The 15,217-nt window shown below is 70.3% G+C and carries 13 protein-coding genes; 7 read left to right on the top strand and 6 right to left on the bottom strand.

The window, feature by feature from the left end:
• Nucleotides 1-89: 89 nt before the first annotated feature.
• Complete coding sequence (locus tag NMN56_RS40520; RefSeq protein WP_274045026.1) at nt 90-3,260, top strand: sacsin N-terminal ATP-binding-like domain-containing protein; 3,171 nt, start codon at nt 90-92, stop codon at nt 3,258-3,260.
• A gap of 176 nt (nt 3,261-3,436) precedes the next feature.
• On the opposite strand, the gene NMN56_RS40515 is transcribed toward NMN56_RS40520, so the two are convergent.
• The 4 genes from NMN56_RS40515 to NMN56_RS40500 all read right to left on the bottom strand — a co-directional run bounded on the left by NMN56_RS40515 (nt 3,437) and on the right by NMN56_RS40500 (nt 7,397).
• Nucleotides 3,437-3,694, bottom strand: coding sequence for a hypothetical protein (locus NMN56_RS40515; RefSeq protein WP_274045028.1), 258 nt, complete (start codon nt 3,692-3,694; stop codon nt 3,437-3,439).
• Nucleotides 3,695-3,747: 53 nt separating this feature from the next.
• Nucleotides 3,748-4,323: a hypothetical protein gene (locus NMN56_RS40510; protein ID WP_274045029.1), complete on the bottom strand. Its 576-nt coding sequence runs from the start codon at nt 4,321-4,323 to the stop codon at nt 3,748-3,750.
• 206 nt (nt 4,324-4,529) lie between these two features.
• Nucleotides 4,530-7,052 carry a cation-translocating P-type ATPase gene (locus tag NMN56_RS40505; protein ID WP_274045030.1) on the bottom strand — a complete coding sequence of 841 codons (2,523 nt, stop codon included), beginning with the start codon at nt 7,050-7,052 and terminating at the stop codon, nt 4,530-4,532.
• A gap of 81 nt (nt 7,053-7,133) precedes the next feature.
• Entirely contained in the window at nt 7,134-7,397 is a 264-nt protein-coding gene (locus NMN56_RS40500; RefSeq protein ID WP_274045082.1) for a DUF2530 domain-containing protein, read from the bottom strand.
• Between the two features lie 234 nt (nt 7,398-7,631).
• Between NMN56_RS40500 and NMN56_RS40495 the strand changes: the two genes are divergently transcribed.
• Nucleotides 7,632-9,110 (top strand): NCS2 family permease, encoded by a 1,479-nt coding sequence (locus NMN56_RS40495; protein ID WP_274045031.1) that lies wholly within the window; start codon nt 7,632-7,634, stop codon nt 9,108-9,110.
• 22 nt (nt 9,111-9,132) lie between these two features.
• On the opposite strand, the gene NMN56_RS40490 is transcribed toward NMN56_RS40495, so the two are convergent.
• Entirely contained in the window at nt 9,133-9,306 is a 174-nt protein-coding gene (locus NMN56_RS40490) for a ribbon-helix-helix protein, CopG family (RefSeq protein WP_430542836.1), read from the bottom strand.
• 371 nt (nt 9,307-9,677) lie between these two features.
• On the opposite strand from NMN56_RS40490, the gene NMN56_RS40485 reads away from it, so the two are divergent.
• The 3 genes from NMN56_RS40485 (at nt 9,678) to thpR (ending at nt 12,438) form a co-directional block, all read left to right on the top strand.
• Nucleotides 9,678-10,055, top strand: a complete 378-nt coding sequence (locus tag NMN56_RS40485; protein WP_274045083.1) for a MarR family winged helix-turn-helix transcriptional regulator — start codon at nt 9,678-9,680, stop codon at nt 10,053-10,055.
• 110 nt (nt 10,056-10,165) lie between these two features.
• Nucleotides 10,166-11,851, top strand: a complete 1,686-nt coding sequence (locus tag NMN56_RS40480) for an MFS transporter (protein ID WP_274045034.1) — start codon at nt 10,166-10,168, stop codon at nt 11,849-11,851.
• Nucleotides 11,852-11,877: 26 nt separating this feature from the next.
• Complete coding sequence (gene thpR, locus NMN56_RS40475; RefSeq protein WP_274045035.1) at nt 11,878-12,438, top strand: RNA 2',3'-cyclic phosphodiesterase; 561 nt, start codon at nt 11,878-11,880, stop codon at nt 12,436-12,438.
• 293 nt (nt 12,439-12,731) lie between these two features.
• Here thpR and NMN56_RS40470 read toward each other — a convergent pair whose 3' ends face one another.
• Nucleotides 12,732-13,727 (bottom strand): aldo/keto reductase, encoded by a 996-nt coding sequence (locus NMN56_RS40470; RefSeq protein ID WP_274045037.1) that lies wholly within the window; start codon nt 13,725-13,727, stop codon nt 12,732-12,734.
• 162 nt (nt 13,728-13,889) lie between these two features.
• Here NMN56_RS40470 and NMN56_RS40465 point away from each other — a divergent pair, with 162 nt between their 5' ends.
• Nucleotides 13,890-14,324: an ASCH domain-containing protein gene (locus NMN56_RS40465; protein WP_274045038.1), complete on the top strand. Its 435-nt coding sequence runs from the start codon at nt 13,890-13,892 to the stop codon at nt 14,322-14,324.
• A 91-nt stretch (nt 14,325-14,415) separates the two neighbouring features.
• On the top strand, nt 14,416-15,217 hold an 802-nt coding region (locus NMN56_RS40460; protein ID WP_283742562.1), incomplete at its 3' end, for an SdiA-regulated/phytase-like domain-containing protein.

Here is a 15,217-nt window from a genome sequence, read left to right as displayed (position 1 = left end):
CGCCACACCAACAGGAGTGGTTCCGGGGTTGACGGGGGACTCGGGCCCCCGTGAGGTGTCGGGGACTCGTGGGTGAAGGAGCCGGTGACGTGAAGGACACGTTCGGGACCGAACGGTTGCGACAGGGTGTGCTGGACGCGTGGACCGCCTCCAGCGCGCGATTCCGCGAAGACGCCAACGCCGAGCAGGACCTCGCGCTCGGCGGCTACCGCGACCGGCTCGTGGTGGAGCTGGCGCAGAACGCCTCGGACGCCGCCGCACGCGCCGGGGTACCCGGCAGGCTCCGCCTCACACTCGGCGCCGACGGCACGCTGACCGCCGCCAACACGGGGCAGCCGCTGGACGCTGCGGGCGTCGGCTCGCTCTCCACGCTGCGGGCCTCAGCCAAACGGGACTCCGCCGGGGGCGAAGAGGGCTACAAGGGCGCCGTCGGCCGGTTCGGCGTCGGCTTCTCCGCCGTACTCGCCGTCACCGACGCACCCGCCGTGGCCACGCGCAACGGCGAAGGGGTGCGCTGGTCGCTGGCCGAGGCACGCGAGCTGACCCGCACAGCCGCCGCCGGAAACCCGGAGCTGGCCGAGGAGTTGCAGCGCCGCGGCGGACACGTACCGCTGCTGCGGCTCCCGCTGCCCCTGGCCGACGGCGCTTCCGTACCCGAGGGGTACGACACCGCCGTGCTGCTGCCCCTGCGGGACGAGGCGGCGCGGGCGCTCGCGCTCGGGCTGCTGGAGGCCGTGGACGACGCGCTGCTGCTCGCGCTCCCCGGCCTGGCCGAGGTCGTCATCGAGACGGGTGAGGGCCCGGCACGCACCCTCACCCGGCACGTGGGGCCGGAGGAGGGCCCGTATGTGAGCGTCGAGGACTCCGCTTCCGGCACCACCCGCTGGCGGCTCGCCTCGGACAGCGGCGTCGCCGAGCCCGCGCTCCTGGCGGACCGGCCCGTCGAGGAACGGCTACGGCCCTGGTGGTCGGTGACCTGGGCGGTTCCCGTGGACGCCGAGGGCGCCCCGGTCAAGCCCCGTACGGCGGCGTGCGTGCACGCGCCGACACCCACCGACGAACCCCTCGGCTTCCCCGGGCTGCTGCTCGCCTCCTTCCCGCTGGAGCCCACCCGCCGCCATGTCGCGCCCGGCCCGCTCACCCGCTTCCTGCTGGCCCGCGCGGCCGACGCGTACGCCGCGCTGCTGCGGGACTGGCACCCCGTGGCCACCGGCACGGCCGACCTGGTTCCGGGGCAGCTCGGGAAGGGCGAACTGGACGGGGAACTGCGTGCCCTCGTCCTGGAGCGGCTGCCGGAGACCCCGTTCCTGGCGAGCGCGGCCACACCCGAGGAGGGCGCCGAACCGTACGCGCTGCGCCCCCGGGACGCCGAGATCATCGAGGGAGCGGGCGCTGCCACCGTCTCCGTGCTCGCCGAACTGTTCCCCAACCTGCTGCCCGCCGGCCTGGAGCGCCGTGCCGAGCTGCGCGTCCTGGAGGTCACGCGGCTGCCGCTGGGCGAGGCCATCGACCGGCTCGCCGGTGTCGAGCGCGCCCCCGAGTGGTGGCGGCGGCTGTACGACTCGCTCTCGGGCGTCGACCCCGAGCGGCTGACGGGGCTGCCCGTGCCCCTCGCCGACGGGCGTACCGCGATCGGGCCCCGCCATGTGCTGCTGCCGCTGCCCGGCGGCTCAGCGCCGCCCGAGAGGCTGGCCCGCTTCGGCCTCAAGGCGGCGCACGCCGACGCCGTGCACCCGCTGCTGGAGAGGCTCGGCGCCACCCAGGCGACCCCGCGCGCCGTGCTGACCACCCCGCAGGTACGCGCCGCCGTCGCCGCCTCGCTGGACGACGAGTCCGGGTACGCCTGGGAGACGGCCGAGGCGGCACCCGACCCCGACGAGCTGGCCGACACCGTGCTCGGGCTCGTACGGGACGCGGGGCTCGCGCCCGGCGACGAGCCGTGGCTGGGCGCGCTCGCGCTGCCCGACGAGGACGGCGAGCCCGCGCCCGCTGCCGAACTCGTCTACCCGGGCAGCCCGTTCGCGCGCGTCCTGCGCGAGGGAGAGCTGGCCGCCTGCGACACGGAACTCGCCGAGCGCTGGGGCGAGGGGCCGCTGACCGCCGTGGGCGTACTGGCGGGCTTCGCGCTCGTACGCGCCACCGATGTCGTCCTGGACCCGGACGAACTGGAGCCCCGCGAAGGCGACTTCCCCGAGGCCGACGACACCGGACTGCTGGACGCCGTCGACGTGTGGTGCGAGGACGTGCTCGACCAGCTCACGGCCGACGGCGAGGACCTGTCGGGCGTACCGCCCGTCGCCACCGAACTGGTCGCCGTGCGCGACCTCGACCTCGTGGACGACGCGTGCTGGCCCGAGGCCCTCGCGATGCTGGCCCAGCCGCCGCTGCGCGACGCGCTGACCTCCCCGGTACGGGTACGCCTGCCGGACGGGACCACCACCGACGTACGCCCGTACACGGCCTGGTGGCTGCGCGGCCACCCCGTACTCGAAGGGCGCAGGCCCGCCGGGCTCCGCGTGACGGGAGGCGACCCGCTGCTGCGCGGCCTGTACGAGGAGGCCGACGCCGGCGGCGTCCAGGACGCCCAGGTGCTGCGTGCGCTCGGCGTCCGTACGTCGGCCGCCGCGCTCCTTGACGAACCAGGCGGCGCCGCCGAGCTGTTGGGCCGGCTCGCCGAACCTGTGCACGGCGACGAGCCTGACGTGGCACCCGCACAGCTCCACGCCCTCTACACCCTGCTCGCCTCCGCCGGGCTCGACCCGGCCGAGGTGACGCTCCCCGACGAACTGCGCGCCGTACGCGACGGTACGACGGTCGTCGTGGCCGTCGGGGACGACGAAGAGGCCCTGGTCGCCGACAGCCCCGACCTGCTCCCCCTGGTAGGGGCCAGGCCACTGCTCCCCGTACGCCCCGACCTGGCCCGCGGGTTGGCCACACTCCTGGAGGTCCGCACCCTCAGCGACGCCGTACCCGGCACCGTGGCGGACGCGGGCACCGAGCGCGCCGTACCCGAGGCGGTACTCACCCTGCTGCCCGGAGCCCCCACGACATACCGCGAGCACGACGAACTCCTCGTGGACGGCGCCGAAACGGACTGGCGCCTCACCCCCGACAACACCCTCCACGCCGCAACCCTGGAGGGCGTAGCAGCCGGCCTCGCCTGGTCCGCCAACCACTGGTCCCGCCGCTTCGAAGTAGCCGCCCTACTGGAAGACCCCACCCGAACCCCCGAACTATCCACAGCCCGCTGGTTCGACTGACCCCCGCCCCTTTCCCCCTGCGAGGGCACACCCCCTTTCCCGCCGCGACGGCGCAGTCCCGGCGGTGCCAGACGACCCCGGCCAGGGGGCGCCGGGACGTCGCCGGAACGTAACCACGTGCCGGTACCACCCACCACGGAACCCACCCAGCGAAGCTGGGACGAAGCCGGCCAGCGCTACTTGGCGTGGCCGAACACCACAGCAAGAGGCGTCTTCTTCCCGGATCCGGACCCGGACCCGGACCCGGAAGAAGACGGTTCGCTGATGTCATCGGCGCCCAAATACAACCGCTTGTGGGCGTAAAGCACCCGACCATCCCCCATCTCAAACTCCCCCTCGACCTCATAACTGGTCGAGGGATTCCGCATGAGCGGCCTCTTCTTGTGCGAGGTGGGGTCGATCTGCCAGACCGCGCCGCCCTGTTCGCTGTACATGTTGGACTCCTCGTACGCGAGGACCTTGCCCCCCTCGTCGAGCCCGATGGGCGTCAGCCGGCCGCCCTCGGCGCCCACAGCCGGCGCCCACCGAGCGTCCAGCCCGCCGTGCCGCTGGTGCCGCCTGCCGCCACGGTGCCGCCGCCGATGGTCACCTCGTCGAACATCTGCGCGGACCCGTCCTCCAGGGCCTGCCGCTGCCAGCGCAGCTTGCCCCGTTTCAGGTCGACCAGGCCGACCTCGGTGCAGACGGCCGGGTCGTCCTTGTCGTTCTTGAAGACGACGGCGACGAACCCGTCGGGGGAGACCTCGGGTGATGTCCAGCAGATCTCGCCGCCGAGCGGCACCTGCCACCGTGGTTTTCCGCCGTCCAGCGGATAGCCGACAATCTTCTTGAGATCGGCCTTGACGAAATTCCGCTCCGTCGTCCACATTCCCTTGGCGCCGGCCATCTCACGCACTTCGGCCTGCGGTACGCGGTTGAGCAGTTTCGCCGCGGGAGCCGAGGCCCCCGTGCCGCCGCCCTCTCGCCCTCCCGCGCCGTCCTTGTCGTCCGCACCGCAACCGGCGAGCACCAGCGCGGTCGTGAGGGCCGCGCCGGTGAGGACCGTCGTCCGGGACCGGGACATCTCGTTCACTCCTTCGTGCAAGGGTGCCCGCCACACGGGCACGTGCGAACGAGCGATTCACTTCCTTTCAGATTCTTTCTTTCGGGGTATGCGGATGACAACAGCGATTTTCTTTCCGCTGGTTTATTTCAACTGATCCGGTGGACAGTTCGGAATGCGCGGGATTCGTTGTCCCGCTTTTGTCCCTGTGAATTCCCGGTATGCCGTCAGGCGGGAAACTTCCTGGCGACCCAGCGCCAGGCCAGCTCCAGCAGCAACCCGGCGACCGCGGCGACGCCGACCGCTGCCCACGGCATCGTCGTACCGATCAGCTTGAGTGCGAAGAAGTGCTGGAGCCACGGCGTGACCTGGACGACCAGGAACGCGCAGGCCATCGTCAGCACCAGCCCGATACGCCACCACGTGTACGGCCTGGCCACGATCGCGAGCACCCACATCGCGATCAGGAACAGGGTCAGCGTGGCCGCGCTCGTCTCGGCCTCCAGCGCGTCGGGGCCCGTGTAGTGGTGCCGCGCCAGGAGGTACGTGAGGAAGGTGGCCGTGCCGGCGATGATCCCGGACGGGACCGCGTACCGCATCACGCGCCGGACGAAGTGCGGCTTCGCACGTTCCCTGTTGGGCGCCAGGGCCAGGAAGAACGCCGGGATGCCGATCGTGAGCGACGACAGCAGTGTGAGGTGGCGCGGCAGGAACGGGTACGGGATCTGCCAGCAGATCACCAGCAGCGCCAGCAGCACCGAGTAGACGGTCTTCGTCAGGAAGAGGTTGGCGACGCGTTCGATGTTGCCGATGACGCGCCGACCCTCGGCGACGACGGAGGGCAGCGTCGCGAAGCTGTTGTTGAGCAGCACGATCTGTGCGACGGCCTTGGTCGCCTCGGAACCCGAACCCATGGAGACGCCGATGTCGGCGTCCTTGAGCGCGAGGACGTCGTTGACGCCGTCGCCCGTCATGGCGACGGTGTGGCCGCGCGACTGCAACGCGGCGACCATGTCCCGCTTCTGCTGCGGCGTGACCCGGCCGAACACCGCGTGCTCGTCCAGGCTCTCGGCCATCGCCTCCTGGTCCTTGGGCAGCTTGCGCGCGTCCACGGGGGCCTCGGCGCCCGGCATGCCGAGCTTCCCGGCCACGGCACCGACGGACACGGCGTTGTCCCCGGAGATCACCTTCGTACGGACGTCCTGCTGGGCGAAGTACTCCAGCGTGGCGGTGGCATCGGGCCGCAGCCGCTGTTCGAGGACGACGAGCGCTGCGGGAACTGCGCCCTCCGCCGCGCCCGGAGCCTCAAGACCGTTCTCGGCCCTGGCCAGCAGCAGCACACGCAGGCCCTCGCGGTCGAGCCGGTCGACATCGGCGAGGATCGGGTCGCCCTTGGCGAGCAGCACGTCGGGGGCGCCCATCAGCCAGCTGTGCTCGGTGCCGTCGGGCTCCCGGAAGGAGGCACCGCTGTACTTGCGCGCCGAGGAGAACGGAAGCGTGTCCGTGCACCGCCACCCGGCCTGGTTCAGCGAACCCGACTGCGGCTGCGACGGCGACGGCGACTCGGACTGCGGATCCGGCTGCGAATCCGGCTGTGCGTCCGACGGCGAATCCGGTTGCGAATCCAGCTGAGATGGCGACGGGGGGTAGGACTCGATGATCGCCTGGAGGCTGGCGTTGGGGTGCGGCTCGGAGGCGCCGAGCGCGGTCAGTACGCGGGTGACCTGGTCCTCGTCGGTCCCGCCCAGCGGGCGTACCTCGTTGACGTCCATGCCGCCCTCGGTGAGGGTGCCGGTCTTGTCCAGGCAGACGACGTCCACCCGGGCCAGCCCTTCGATGGCGGGCAGCTCCTGGACGAGGCACTGCTTGCGGCCCAGCCGGATGACGCCGATGGCGAAGGCGACGGAGGTGAGCAGCACCAGGCCCTCGGGCACCATCGGTACGATCCCGGCGACCATGCGCCTGATGGCCTCGTTGAAGTCGTTGTTCTCGACGACGAGTTGGCTGAGGATGAGGCCGATCGCGGCCGGGATCATCATCCAGGTGATGTACTTCAGGATCTGGCTGATGCCGCTGCGCAGCTCGGAGTGTACGAGCGTGAAGCGGCTGGCCTCCTCGGCGAGCTGCGCGGCGTACGCCTCGCGCCCCACCTTGGTCGCGGTGAACGCACCGCTGCCCGCGACCACGAAGCTGCCGGACATGACGGGGTCGCCGGGCCGCTTGAGCACCGGGTCGGCCTCGCCGGTCAGCAGGGACTCGTCGATCTCCAGCCCCTCGGCCTCGACCACCTCGCCGTCGACCACACATTTGTCGCCGGGGCGCAGCTCCACGAGGTCGCCGAGCACGATGTCGCCCGTCGGAATCTCGGCGCTCGTGCCGTCCCTGCGGACGCTGGGCCTGGCCTCGCCGATGACCGCGAGGCTGTCGAGGGTCTTCTTGGCCCGCAGCTCCTGGATGATGCCGATGCCGGTGTTGGCGACGATCACAAAGCCGAAGAGACCGTCCTGGATCGGCCCGACCACCAGGATGATCAGAAACAGAACTCCGATGATCGCGTTGAAGCGGGTGAAGACATTGGCGCGGATGATGTCCGACGCCGAACGGCTGCTGCGTACGGGGATGTCGTTGATCTCCCCGCGCGCGACCCGTTCGGCGACCTCCGCGCTGGTCAGGCCGCTCGCCCGGGCGAGGCCCTGCGCTTCGGGCCGGGTCTCACCGGCTTCGGTCCCAGTGTGTGTGCGGTGCGTCATGTCTTGACGGTACGGGGGCATGCCGGGGTTTGGCTGATATCTGCGGCTGGGGCAGCGGTGAGCGGGGCCCGCTTCAGCGCGTCACTGCGTCGCGGCACCCCTGCGGATCGCGGCTTCCCGCCTGCGTACGTACCAGAGGCCGACGAGTCCGAGCCCCGCGCCCGCGGCGCAGGTCCAGACCCACCAGGTGTGGCCGTTGTCCGAAAACCAACCGTAGAACGGCAGTTGGGCGAGGAAGAGGACGAACCAGATCAGGGTGCCGGTGACCACCGTGGCCGTGACGTTCCCCTCCAGCGGCTCCGGCGCCTCGCGCTCACCGTTGGTCCACTTGTCCATGAGGCCCATCGCGGCGGCTCCCTCTGTTTCTCGCGCGGTGCGCCGCCCACCGTGCCGGGCGGTCACGTGCCCAGCCTAGCGAGACGCCTGCGGGTTCTACGCGCGGAGATGGCGATCACAGGGCTCGTTTGTTCATACTGAACCGAGTTGGATCTGACTGGTTTCTTTCGTTCTTTGCTCCAAGCTGATCCACGCTGATCCGCCCCTCGCCTCTCCAGGCCAGCACGCACCCCGAGGTCACGCATGTCCCCTTCGGCCAGTCCGGTCGATTCCGAGGAGGCCCGGCCCCCCGGCTCCCCTCCGCCCGTACCCAGCTCAGCGCTGGACCGCTTCTTCAAGATCTCGGAGCGCGGCTCGACCGTGGGCCGCGAGGTCAGGGGCGGGCTCGCCACCTTCTTTGCGATGGCCTACATCATCGTGCTGAACCCGATCATCCTCGGCGCCGGCACGGACAAGTTCGGGCACCAGCTCGACAACGGCCAGCTTGTGACCGCCACCGCGCTGATGGCCGGCCTCACCACGGTCCTGATGGGCGTCATCGGCAACGTGCCCATCGCGCTCGCCGCCGGGCTCGGCATCAACGCCGTCGTCGCGCTCCAGCTCGCCCCCAAGATGAGCTGGCCCGACGCCATGGGCATGGTCGTGCTCGCCGGCATCGTGCTGATGATCCTGGTCGCCTCGGGGCTGCGGCAGCGCGTCATGGACGCGATCCCCAACGGGCTGCGCCGGGCCATCGCGATCGGCATCGGCATGTTCATCTCGCTGATCGGCCTGGTCGACTCCGGCTTCGTCACCCGTAACCCCGACGCGGCCAAGACCACCGTGCCGCTCGGCCTCGGCCAGGGCGGTCAGCTCCAGGGCTGGCCGGTGCTCGTCTTCGTGCTCGGCCTGATCCTGATGTTCGTGCTGACGGTGCGGAAGACGCGCGGCGCGATTCTCATCGGCATCGCCGCGATGGCCGTTCTCGCCATCGTCATCAACCTCATCGCCGACATCCCCGACGCCGCCTGGGGCCTGTCCGTACCCTCCGTGCCCGACTCGATCGTGGGGACGCCTGACTTCGGCCTGGTCGGACAGATCAGCCTCTTCGGGGGCTTCAAGGAAGTGGGCTGGCTCACCGGCTGCCTCTTCGTCTTCACCGTGCTGCTGTCCGGCTTCTTCGACGCCATGGGCACGATCATCGGCGTCGGCGAGGAGTCGGGGCTCGCCGACAAGCAGGGCCAGCTCCCGCGCATGGGCCGCATCCTCTTCCTGGACGGCGTGGGCGTCGCGGGCGGCGGCTTGGGCTCCTGCTCGGCCAACACGTGCTTCGTCGAGTCGACGGCGGGTGTGGGCGAGGGCGCCAGAACAGGCCTGGCCAACCTCTTCACCGGCGGGCTCTTCCTGCTCGCGCTGGTCTTCACACCGCTCGCGAAGGTCGTGCCCTCCCAGGCTGCGACCCCCGCGCTGCTGGTCGTCGGATTCCTGATCATGGCCTCGAACGTGCGGGACATCGACTGGGGCGACTCCAGCGTCGGCATCCCGGCATTCCTGACCATCGCCACGATGCCGTTCACCTACAGCATCACCAACGGCATCGGGATCGGCGTCATCTCGTTCATCGTGCTGCGCGCCGCCACGGGCCGTATCCGTCAGGTGCCGTGGCTGCTGAGCGTCGTCGGTGTCTGTTTCCTGGTCTACTTCCTGCTCAACCCGATAGAGCAGCTTCTCGGAGTCAAGTAGCCGCCCGTGTCCACGGGTTGGTTCACGCCGAGGGGCCGTAGAACCGCTCGGTCTCGTCGACGGCGGTCTTGAACCGCTCGTCGAAGTCATCGCGAATGAGCGTCCGGACGACATAGTCCTGGACGCTCATTCCGCGTTTGGCCGCATGTTGGCTGAGGCGGTCGAAGAGCACGCTGTCCATCCGCAGGCTGAGCACCGTCGAGTCCCTGCGGTCCGTCGAGGCCGCAGAGGCCGCCGAGGTCGCCGGGCCACAGCGCGAGGATGTCGGGGCGTTGGTCATACGAACCACGGTCCCGGGGGCACCCCCGCCGCTGTCTCCCGAATGTGCGCGTTCTCACCCGTACGTGTGAGGCCGGGGCCACGAAACCGGCTAGTATTTAGGCGCGGTAATGAGTTAACCTAACGACCATGCCGGAACAGCTCCCCTCTCCGCCCCTGGCGGAAGGGCCCCCACACGGTGCCGGCGGCGGCACCACTGACTCGCCCGACTCCCACGGCCCCGATGGCCCTGACGGCATCGACGGCTCGGCCGACGAAGCCGCGGTCAGCGCGCTGCGCTCAGCTGTGATGCGGCTCTCGCGGCGCCTCAAGCACCAGAGAGTCGACGAGTCGCTGAGCCCCACCGAGATGTCGGTGCTCGGCACGCTCGCACGCTGCGGTACGGCCACGCCGAGCGAGCTGGCACGCAAGGAACATGTGCAGCCGCCGTCGATGACCCGCATCGTCGCGATGCTGGAGGCCAAGGGGCTGGTCCGGCTCGAAGCACACCCCGAGGACCGCCGCCAGAAGGTGGTCACCCAGACCGAGCAGGCCGAGTCCATGCTCGACGCGGCGCGCACCAAACGGAACGCGTGGCTGGCCGAACTGGTCGCCGAACTGGACGAGGACGACTGGGCGATCCTGCGCACAGCGGCGCCCGTGCTGGAGAAGCTGGCGCATCTGTAGGCGGGCGCGGCGGGAAAGCGGCAGCAGTAGAAGACGAAGCAGCAGTAGAAGAAGCAGCAGTAGAAGACGAAGACGCAGCAACGCAGACGCAGAAGGGGAGGCGAGCCCGATTGAGTACGGGCCACGGAGCAGACTCCGCACCCGCACCATCCGCAACTGACGACAACACCCACCAGACGGCCCGTGACGAGGCCGAGCGGAAGCCGGCCGGGACGGCCGGCCCGGAGCCCGCCGAGGAGTCGGCCGGGGAGCCCGAGCCCGCCGATGAGCCCGCTGAGAAGGCGGGCTCGACGGCTGCCGAGAAGCCGGTTGAGAAGTCCGCCGGGAGGGCCGGCCGGCAGTCGCGCGAGAGCGCGGGTCCGGGGGCCGACGAGAACGCGGGTCCGGAGTCCGGCGAGAACGCGGACGCGAAGACCGGCGCGAAGACCGGCGGGAAGCCGGACGCGAAGGCCGGTCGGAAGGGTAACGCCTCGCAGGACCAGGGGACTTCGCGTAAGGCGAAGCCCTCGATGTTCAGCTCCCTCCGCATCCGTAACTACCGGCTGTTCGCGATGGGTCAGACCGTGTCCAACACGGGTACCTGGATGCAGCGCATCGCACAGGACTGGCTGGTGCACAGCCTCACCGGCTCGTCCACGGCCGTCGGTATCACCACGGCACTGCAGTTCCTGCCCATGCTGCTGTTCGGCCTGTACGGCGGCGTCATCGCCGACCGTTACTCCAAGCGCAAGCTGCTCTTCGTGACGCAGGCGGCCATGGGTCTCACGGGCCTCGCGCTGGCCGCGCTCACGCTCAGCGGACAGGTACAGGTCGCGCACGTCTACGCGCTCGCCTTCGTGCTCGGTCTGGTGACCGTCGTCGACAACCCCGCACGCCAGACCTTCGTCTCCGAGATGGTCGGGCCCACGCAGATACGCAACGCCGTCTCGCTGAACTCGGCGAACTTCCAGAGCGCGCGGCTCGTCGGGCCGGCCGTCGCCGGTGTGCTGATCTCCGCCGTCGGCGGAGGCTGGGCCTTCCTGCTCAACGGGCTCTCGTTCATCGCGCCACTCGTCGGCCTCGCCATGATGCGTACGGCCGAACTCCAGCCCAGCAAGCGCATCGAGCGGGGTAAGGGGCAGCTGCGCGAGGGCCTGAGCTATGTGCGGCAGCACCCCGAACTGCTGTGGCCGATCGTCCTCGTGGGCTTCATCGGCACCTTCGGCTTCAACTTCCCCATCTGGCTCACCGCGTTCACCAGTGACGTCTTCGACGCGGGAGCGGGCACCTACGCGCTGCTCAACTTCCTGATGGCGCTGGGCTCCGTCGTGGGCGCGCTCCTGGCCGCACGGCGCGGGCACTCGCGGATGCGGCTCATGGTCGGCGCAGCGCTCGTCTTCGGCGTCCTCCAGCTGGTGGCGGCCATGTCGCCGTCCTTCTGGCTGTTCGCCGCGCTCATGGCGCCCATCGGGCTCGCGGGCCTGACGTTCAACGTCACCGCGAACTCCAGCGTGCAGCTCGCCTCCGATCCCGCCATGCGCGGGCGCGTGATGAGCCTGTTCATGATGGTGTTCATGGGCGGTACGCCCATCGGCGGTCCGCTCATGGGGTGGATCACCGACACCTGGGGCGCGCGGGTCGGCTTCCTGTCCGGCGGCGTCATCTCCGCGGTCGCTTCGCTCGCCATCGCGGCCGTACTGGCACGCCTCGCGGGGCTGCGCCCTGCGCTCAGCCTGCGCAAGGGTCACCCGCAGATCCGCTTCGTCCCCGTCCGCGAGACGGCCCAGGAACGGGTTCCGGAGCGGGTCGCCGCTTAACCGTTCCCCGGTGGGACGCTGGGCGCATGAGACTGTTCGCCGCCGTGCTGCCGCCCGCCCGGGAGACGGAGGAGCTGCGGTGCGCCGTCGCCGGGCTGCGGAAGCTGCCGGGCGCTGCCGCGCTGCGCTGGGCCGATCCCGGGGGATGGCACTTCACGCTGGCGTTCTACGGCGAGGTGGGCAAGGCCGGGGACGCCGCGAAACTGTGCCGGCGCCTCGGCCGCGCGGCCAGGCGCGCGCGGCCGATGACGCTGCGGCTCGGCGGCGGTGGACGGTTCGGCGACAGAGCGCTGTGGGCCGGGCTCGGCGAGGAGAGCGACCGCGCGGCACTCGTACGCCTCGCGGTCGCCGCACGCCGTGCGGGGCGCTGCGACGAGCAGGGCTTCCGGCCGCACCTCACGCTCGCCCGTACCCGCGCGAGCGCCCCCGTCGACCTGCGCCCGTATGTGACGGAGCTGAGCCGCTTCGAGGGCTCGCCCTGGACCGTGTCCGAGCTGGTGCTCGTACGCAGTCACCTGCCGGTGAGCGGAACCCCAGGTGAGCGGCCCCGTTACGAGCCCGTCGAGCGCTGGCGGCTGGGGCCCTGACGAGCGCGCCGCGGGCTCCGGCTACGGTGGTCGGCGTGAATGCCAAGACCAGAATGCGGATTGTGAGCGGCGCGCTCGTCCTGCTCTTCGTCGTGGTGGTACTGGCCTCCGCGCTGGGCGGTCGCTGAGCGCCTCCTTGTGCCCTCGCTGAGTGCCGCCTTGTGCCCTTGCTGTGCCCTCTGTGGCCTCGGAGCGTGGTCACGGGCCCGGGCCTCGTCGCAGAGCGCCCTCGTCGTGCGGTCGCCTGGCGGGTGTTGGGCGTACGGCGGGTGCCGGGTGCCGGCTGCCCGTTGTCACCAGGCGAACGCCTCGGGCGAGGGGCCTGGCCCCGGGAAGATCTCGTCCAGCGAGGCGAGCAGTTCGTCGCCGAGCTTCAGCTCGACGGCGCGCAGCCCCGAGGCGAGCTGGTCGGCCGTGCGCGGCCCCACGATGGGTCCCGTCACCCCTGGCCGGGTGAGCAGCCAGGCGAGAGCCAGCTCGCCGGGCTCCAGGCCGTGCTTCGCCGCGAGGGCCTCGTACGCCTCGATACGGGCTCGCACCTCCGGGTCGGCGAGCGCGGCGGCTGCGCGGCCCGACGCGGTGCGCCCCGAGCCGCCCTCGCGCTCCTTGCGTACGGCGCCGCCCAGGAGGCCGCCCTGCAGCGGTGACCAGGGGATGACGCCGAGCCCGTACGCCTGCGCCGCCGGGATGACCTCCATCTCGGCTCGCCGCTCGACCAGGTTGTAGAGGCACTGTTCGCTCACGAGCCCGTAGGAGTGGCGGCGTGCAGCCGCCTCGTTGGCCTGGGCGATGTGCCAGCCGGCGTGGTTGCTGGATCCGGCGTAGAGGATCTTGCCCTGCTGTACGAGGGTGTCCATGGCCTGCCAGATCTCGTCCCACGGGGTCGAAAGGTCCACGTGGTGGAACTGGTACAGGTCGATGTGGTCCGTGCGGAGCCGGCGCAGACTGGCCTCGACCGCACGGCGGATGTTGACGGCGGAGAGCTTGTCGTGGTTGGGCCACGGAGGGCCGTCGCCCGCCATGTTGGCGTAGACCTTGGTGGCCAGGACCGTCTTGTCGCGCCGCTCCTCGCCCTTCGCGAACCAGCTTCCGATGATCTCCTCGGTGCGGCCCTTGTTGCTGCCCCAGCCGTAGGCGTTGGCGGTGTCGAAGAAGTTGACGCCGGCACCGAGTGCGGCGTCCATGATCGTGTGGCTGTCGGTTTCGTCCGTCTGCGGACCGAAGTTCATGGTGCCGAGAACGAGTCGGCTGACCTTGAGACCGGTGCGCCCGAGCTGCGTGTACTCCATGAGGTCACGCTAGGGGCTTGGAGCGGGCTCGAAGCAAGGCCCTTGGGCCGGGCGGGCCTGTTGCGGTGGCCGGTGCCGGGACGACGGGGGAGCGGGTCGCGTTGCCTGACGTGGGACTCTTCTCTTTGCGAACGGGCTTGCGATGCTTATGGGTGCTTACGGATGTTCGGGGGGTGGGGGGTAGGGGTGGGGTTGCCGGTGGTTGAGTTCGGGTTTCCTGGGCCGTTGCGTGACCGGCTGGTCGCCGCGGTGCTGGGCGGTGAGAAGACCGCGACCACCGGTCTGCTCGCCGACTACGAGCACGGGGACGAGCCCCTGCCCGCCGTGGGTGACCGTGGCGCCGTCGTCGACTCGTACGAGCGTCCCGTCGCGGTGGTGGAAGTCACGGACGTACGGGTGCTGCCGCTCGGTGAGGTCGGCTGGGAGCACGCCAGGGACGAGGGGGAGGGGTATGTCTCGGTCGCCGAATGGCGGGCGGGGCATGAGGAGTTCTGGCACTCGGCCGAGATGCGTGAGGGACTGGGCGACCCTTGCTTCAGCGTCACGGACGCGACGCTTGTTGTGCTTGAGCGGTTCTGTGTTGTTCGTCTTGCGTGATCACGCGTTGAGCTGCACCGGGATGCTGGACACTTGGGCCATGTCTGTGCGTGCGCGTGCTGCCGGGGTGGGTCTTGGCGCTGTGGTTCTGATGGTCGTGTCCTGTTGTGCGGGGGCGGTTGCCGTCGCGGACGACGGGGGGTCGTCCGGGGCTTCGGAGGTGCCTGAGAGTTTTACGTTGCGGGATTCCCGTATCGGTGAGTCCAGTGGGCTCGCGGCCAGTCGTGCGCACAAGGGGGTCTACTGGACGCACAACGACTCCGACGACGGTCCGTACGTGTATGCCGTCGACGGCCGTACGGGGAAGACGGTGGCGACCGTTACATTGCGCGGTATCGATCCGCGCGATGTGGAGGCGATCTCTGTGGGGCCCGACGGGAATGTCTATGTCGGTGACATCGGTGACAACCTCGACGGCACGTGGCCGGAGGTCTGGATCTACCGCTTTCCCGAGCCTCGCGCCTTGCGCGACACCGCTGTTACTCCTACCCGTTACACCGTGCGGTATGAGGGTGGGCCGCGTAATGCCGAGTCTTTGATGGTCCATCCGAAGACCGGGCGGGTCTACATCGCCAGCAAGAGCGATGAGGGTAAGGGCGGTCTTTATGCCGGGCCTTCTCGGCTCAGCGCCTCCGGCGTCAATACGTTTTCTCGGGTCGCTAAGGTTGATTTCGAGGCTACGGATGGGGCGTTTTCGCCGGATGGGCGGCGGTTGGTTTTGCGGGCGTACTTCAGTGCTACGGCGTATCGGTGGGGCGGCGACGGGGCGTCGCCGCCTCTTCGTCGGAGTGGGGACGTTCCTGTGCCGCTTCAGCGGCAGGGGGAGTCTGTGACCTTTGCTCCGGGTGGGGGAGCTGTGATGTTCGGGTCGGAGGGGGTGGGGAGTTCTGTGG

This window comes from Streptomyces iconiensis, assembly GCF_028657195.3.
Lineage (GTDB): Bacteria > Actinomycetota > Actinomycetes > Streptomycetales > Streptomycetaceae > Streptomyces > Streptomyces iconiensis.
Note: the sequence above shows the minus strand (reverse complement) of the source record. Positions and strands in the feature narration are given on the sequence as shown.

What these genes read in the sequence shown, in the direction of transcription:
- NMN56_RS40515 (WP_274045028.1), bottom strand. Translation starts at nt 3,694, where the DNA reads ATGTACAGCGAACAGGGCGGCGCGGTCTGGCAGATCGACCCCACCTCG.
- NMN56_RS40510 (WP_274045029.1), bottom strand. Translation starts at nt 4,323, where the DNA reads ATGTCCCGGTCCCGGACGACGGTCCTCACCGGCGCGGCCCTCACGACC.
- NMN56_RS40505 (WP_274045030.1), bottom strand. Translation starts at nt 7,052, where the DNA reads ATGACGCACCGCACACACACTGGGACCGAAGCCGGTGAGACCCGGCCC.
- NMN56_RS40500 (WP_274045082.1), bottom strand. Translation starts at nt 7,397, where the DNA reads ATGGGCCTCATGGACAAGTGGACCAACGGTGAGCGCGAGGCGCCGGAG.
- NMN56_RS40495 (WP_274045031.1), top strand. Translation starts at nt 7,632, where the DNA reads ATGTCCCCTTCGGCCAGTCCGGTCGATTCCGAGGAGGCCCGGCCCCCC.
- NMN56_RS40485 (WP_274045083.1), top strand. Translation starts at nt 9,678, where the DNA reads ATGCGGCTCTCGCGGCGCCTCAAGCACCAGAGAGTCGACGAGTCGCTG.
- thpR (WP_274045035.1), top strand. Translation starts at nt 11,878, where the DNA reads ATGAGACTGTTCGCCGCCGTGCTGCCGCCCGCCCGGGAGACGGAGGAG.
- NMN56_RS40470 (WP_274045037.1), bottom strand. Translation starts at nt 13,727, where the DNA reads ATGGAGTACACGCAGCTCGGGCGCACCGGTCTCAAGGTCAGCCGACTC.
- NMN56_RS40465 (WP_274045038.1), top strand. Translation starts at nt 13,890, where the DNA reads ATGTTCGGGGGGTGGGGGGTAGGGGTGGGGTTGCCGGTGGTTGAGTTC.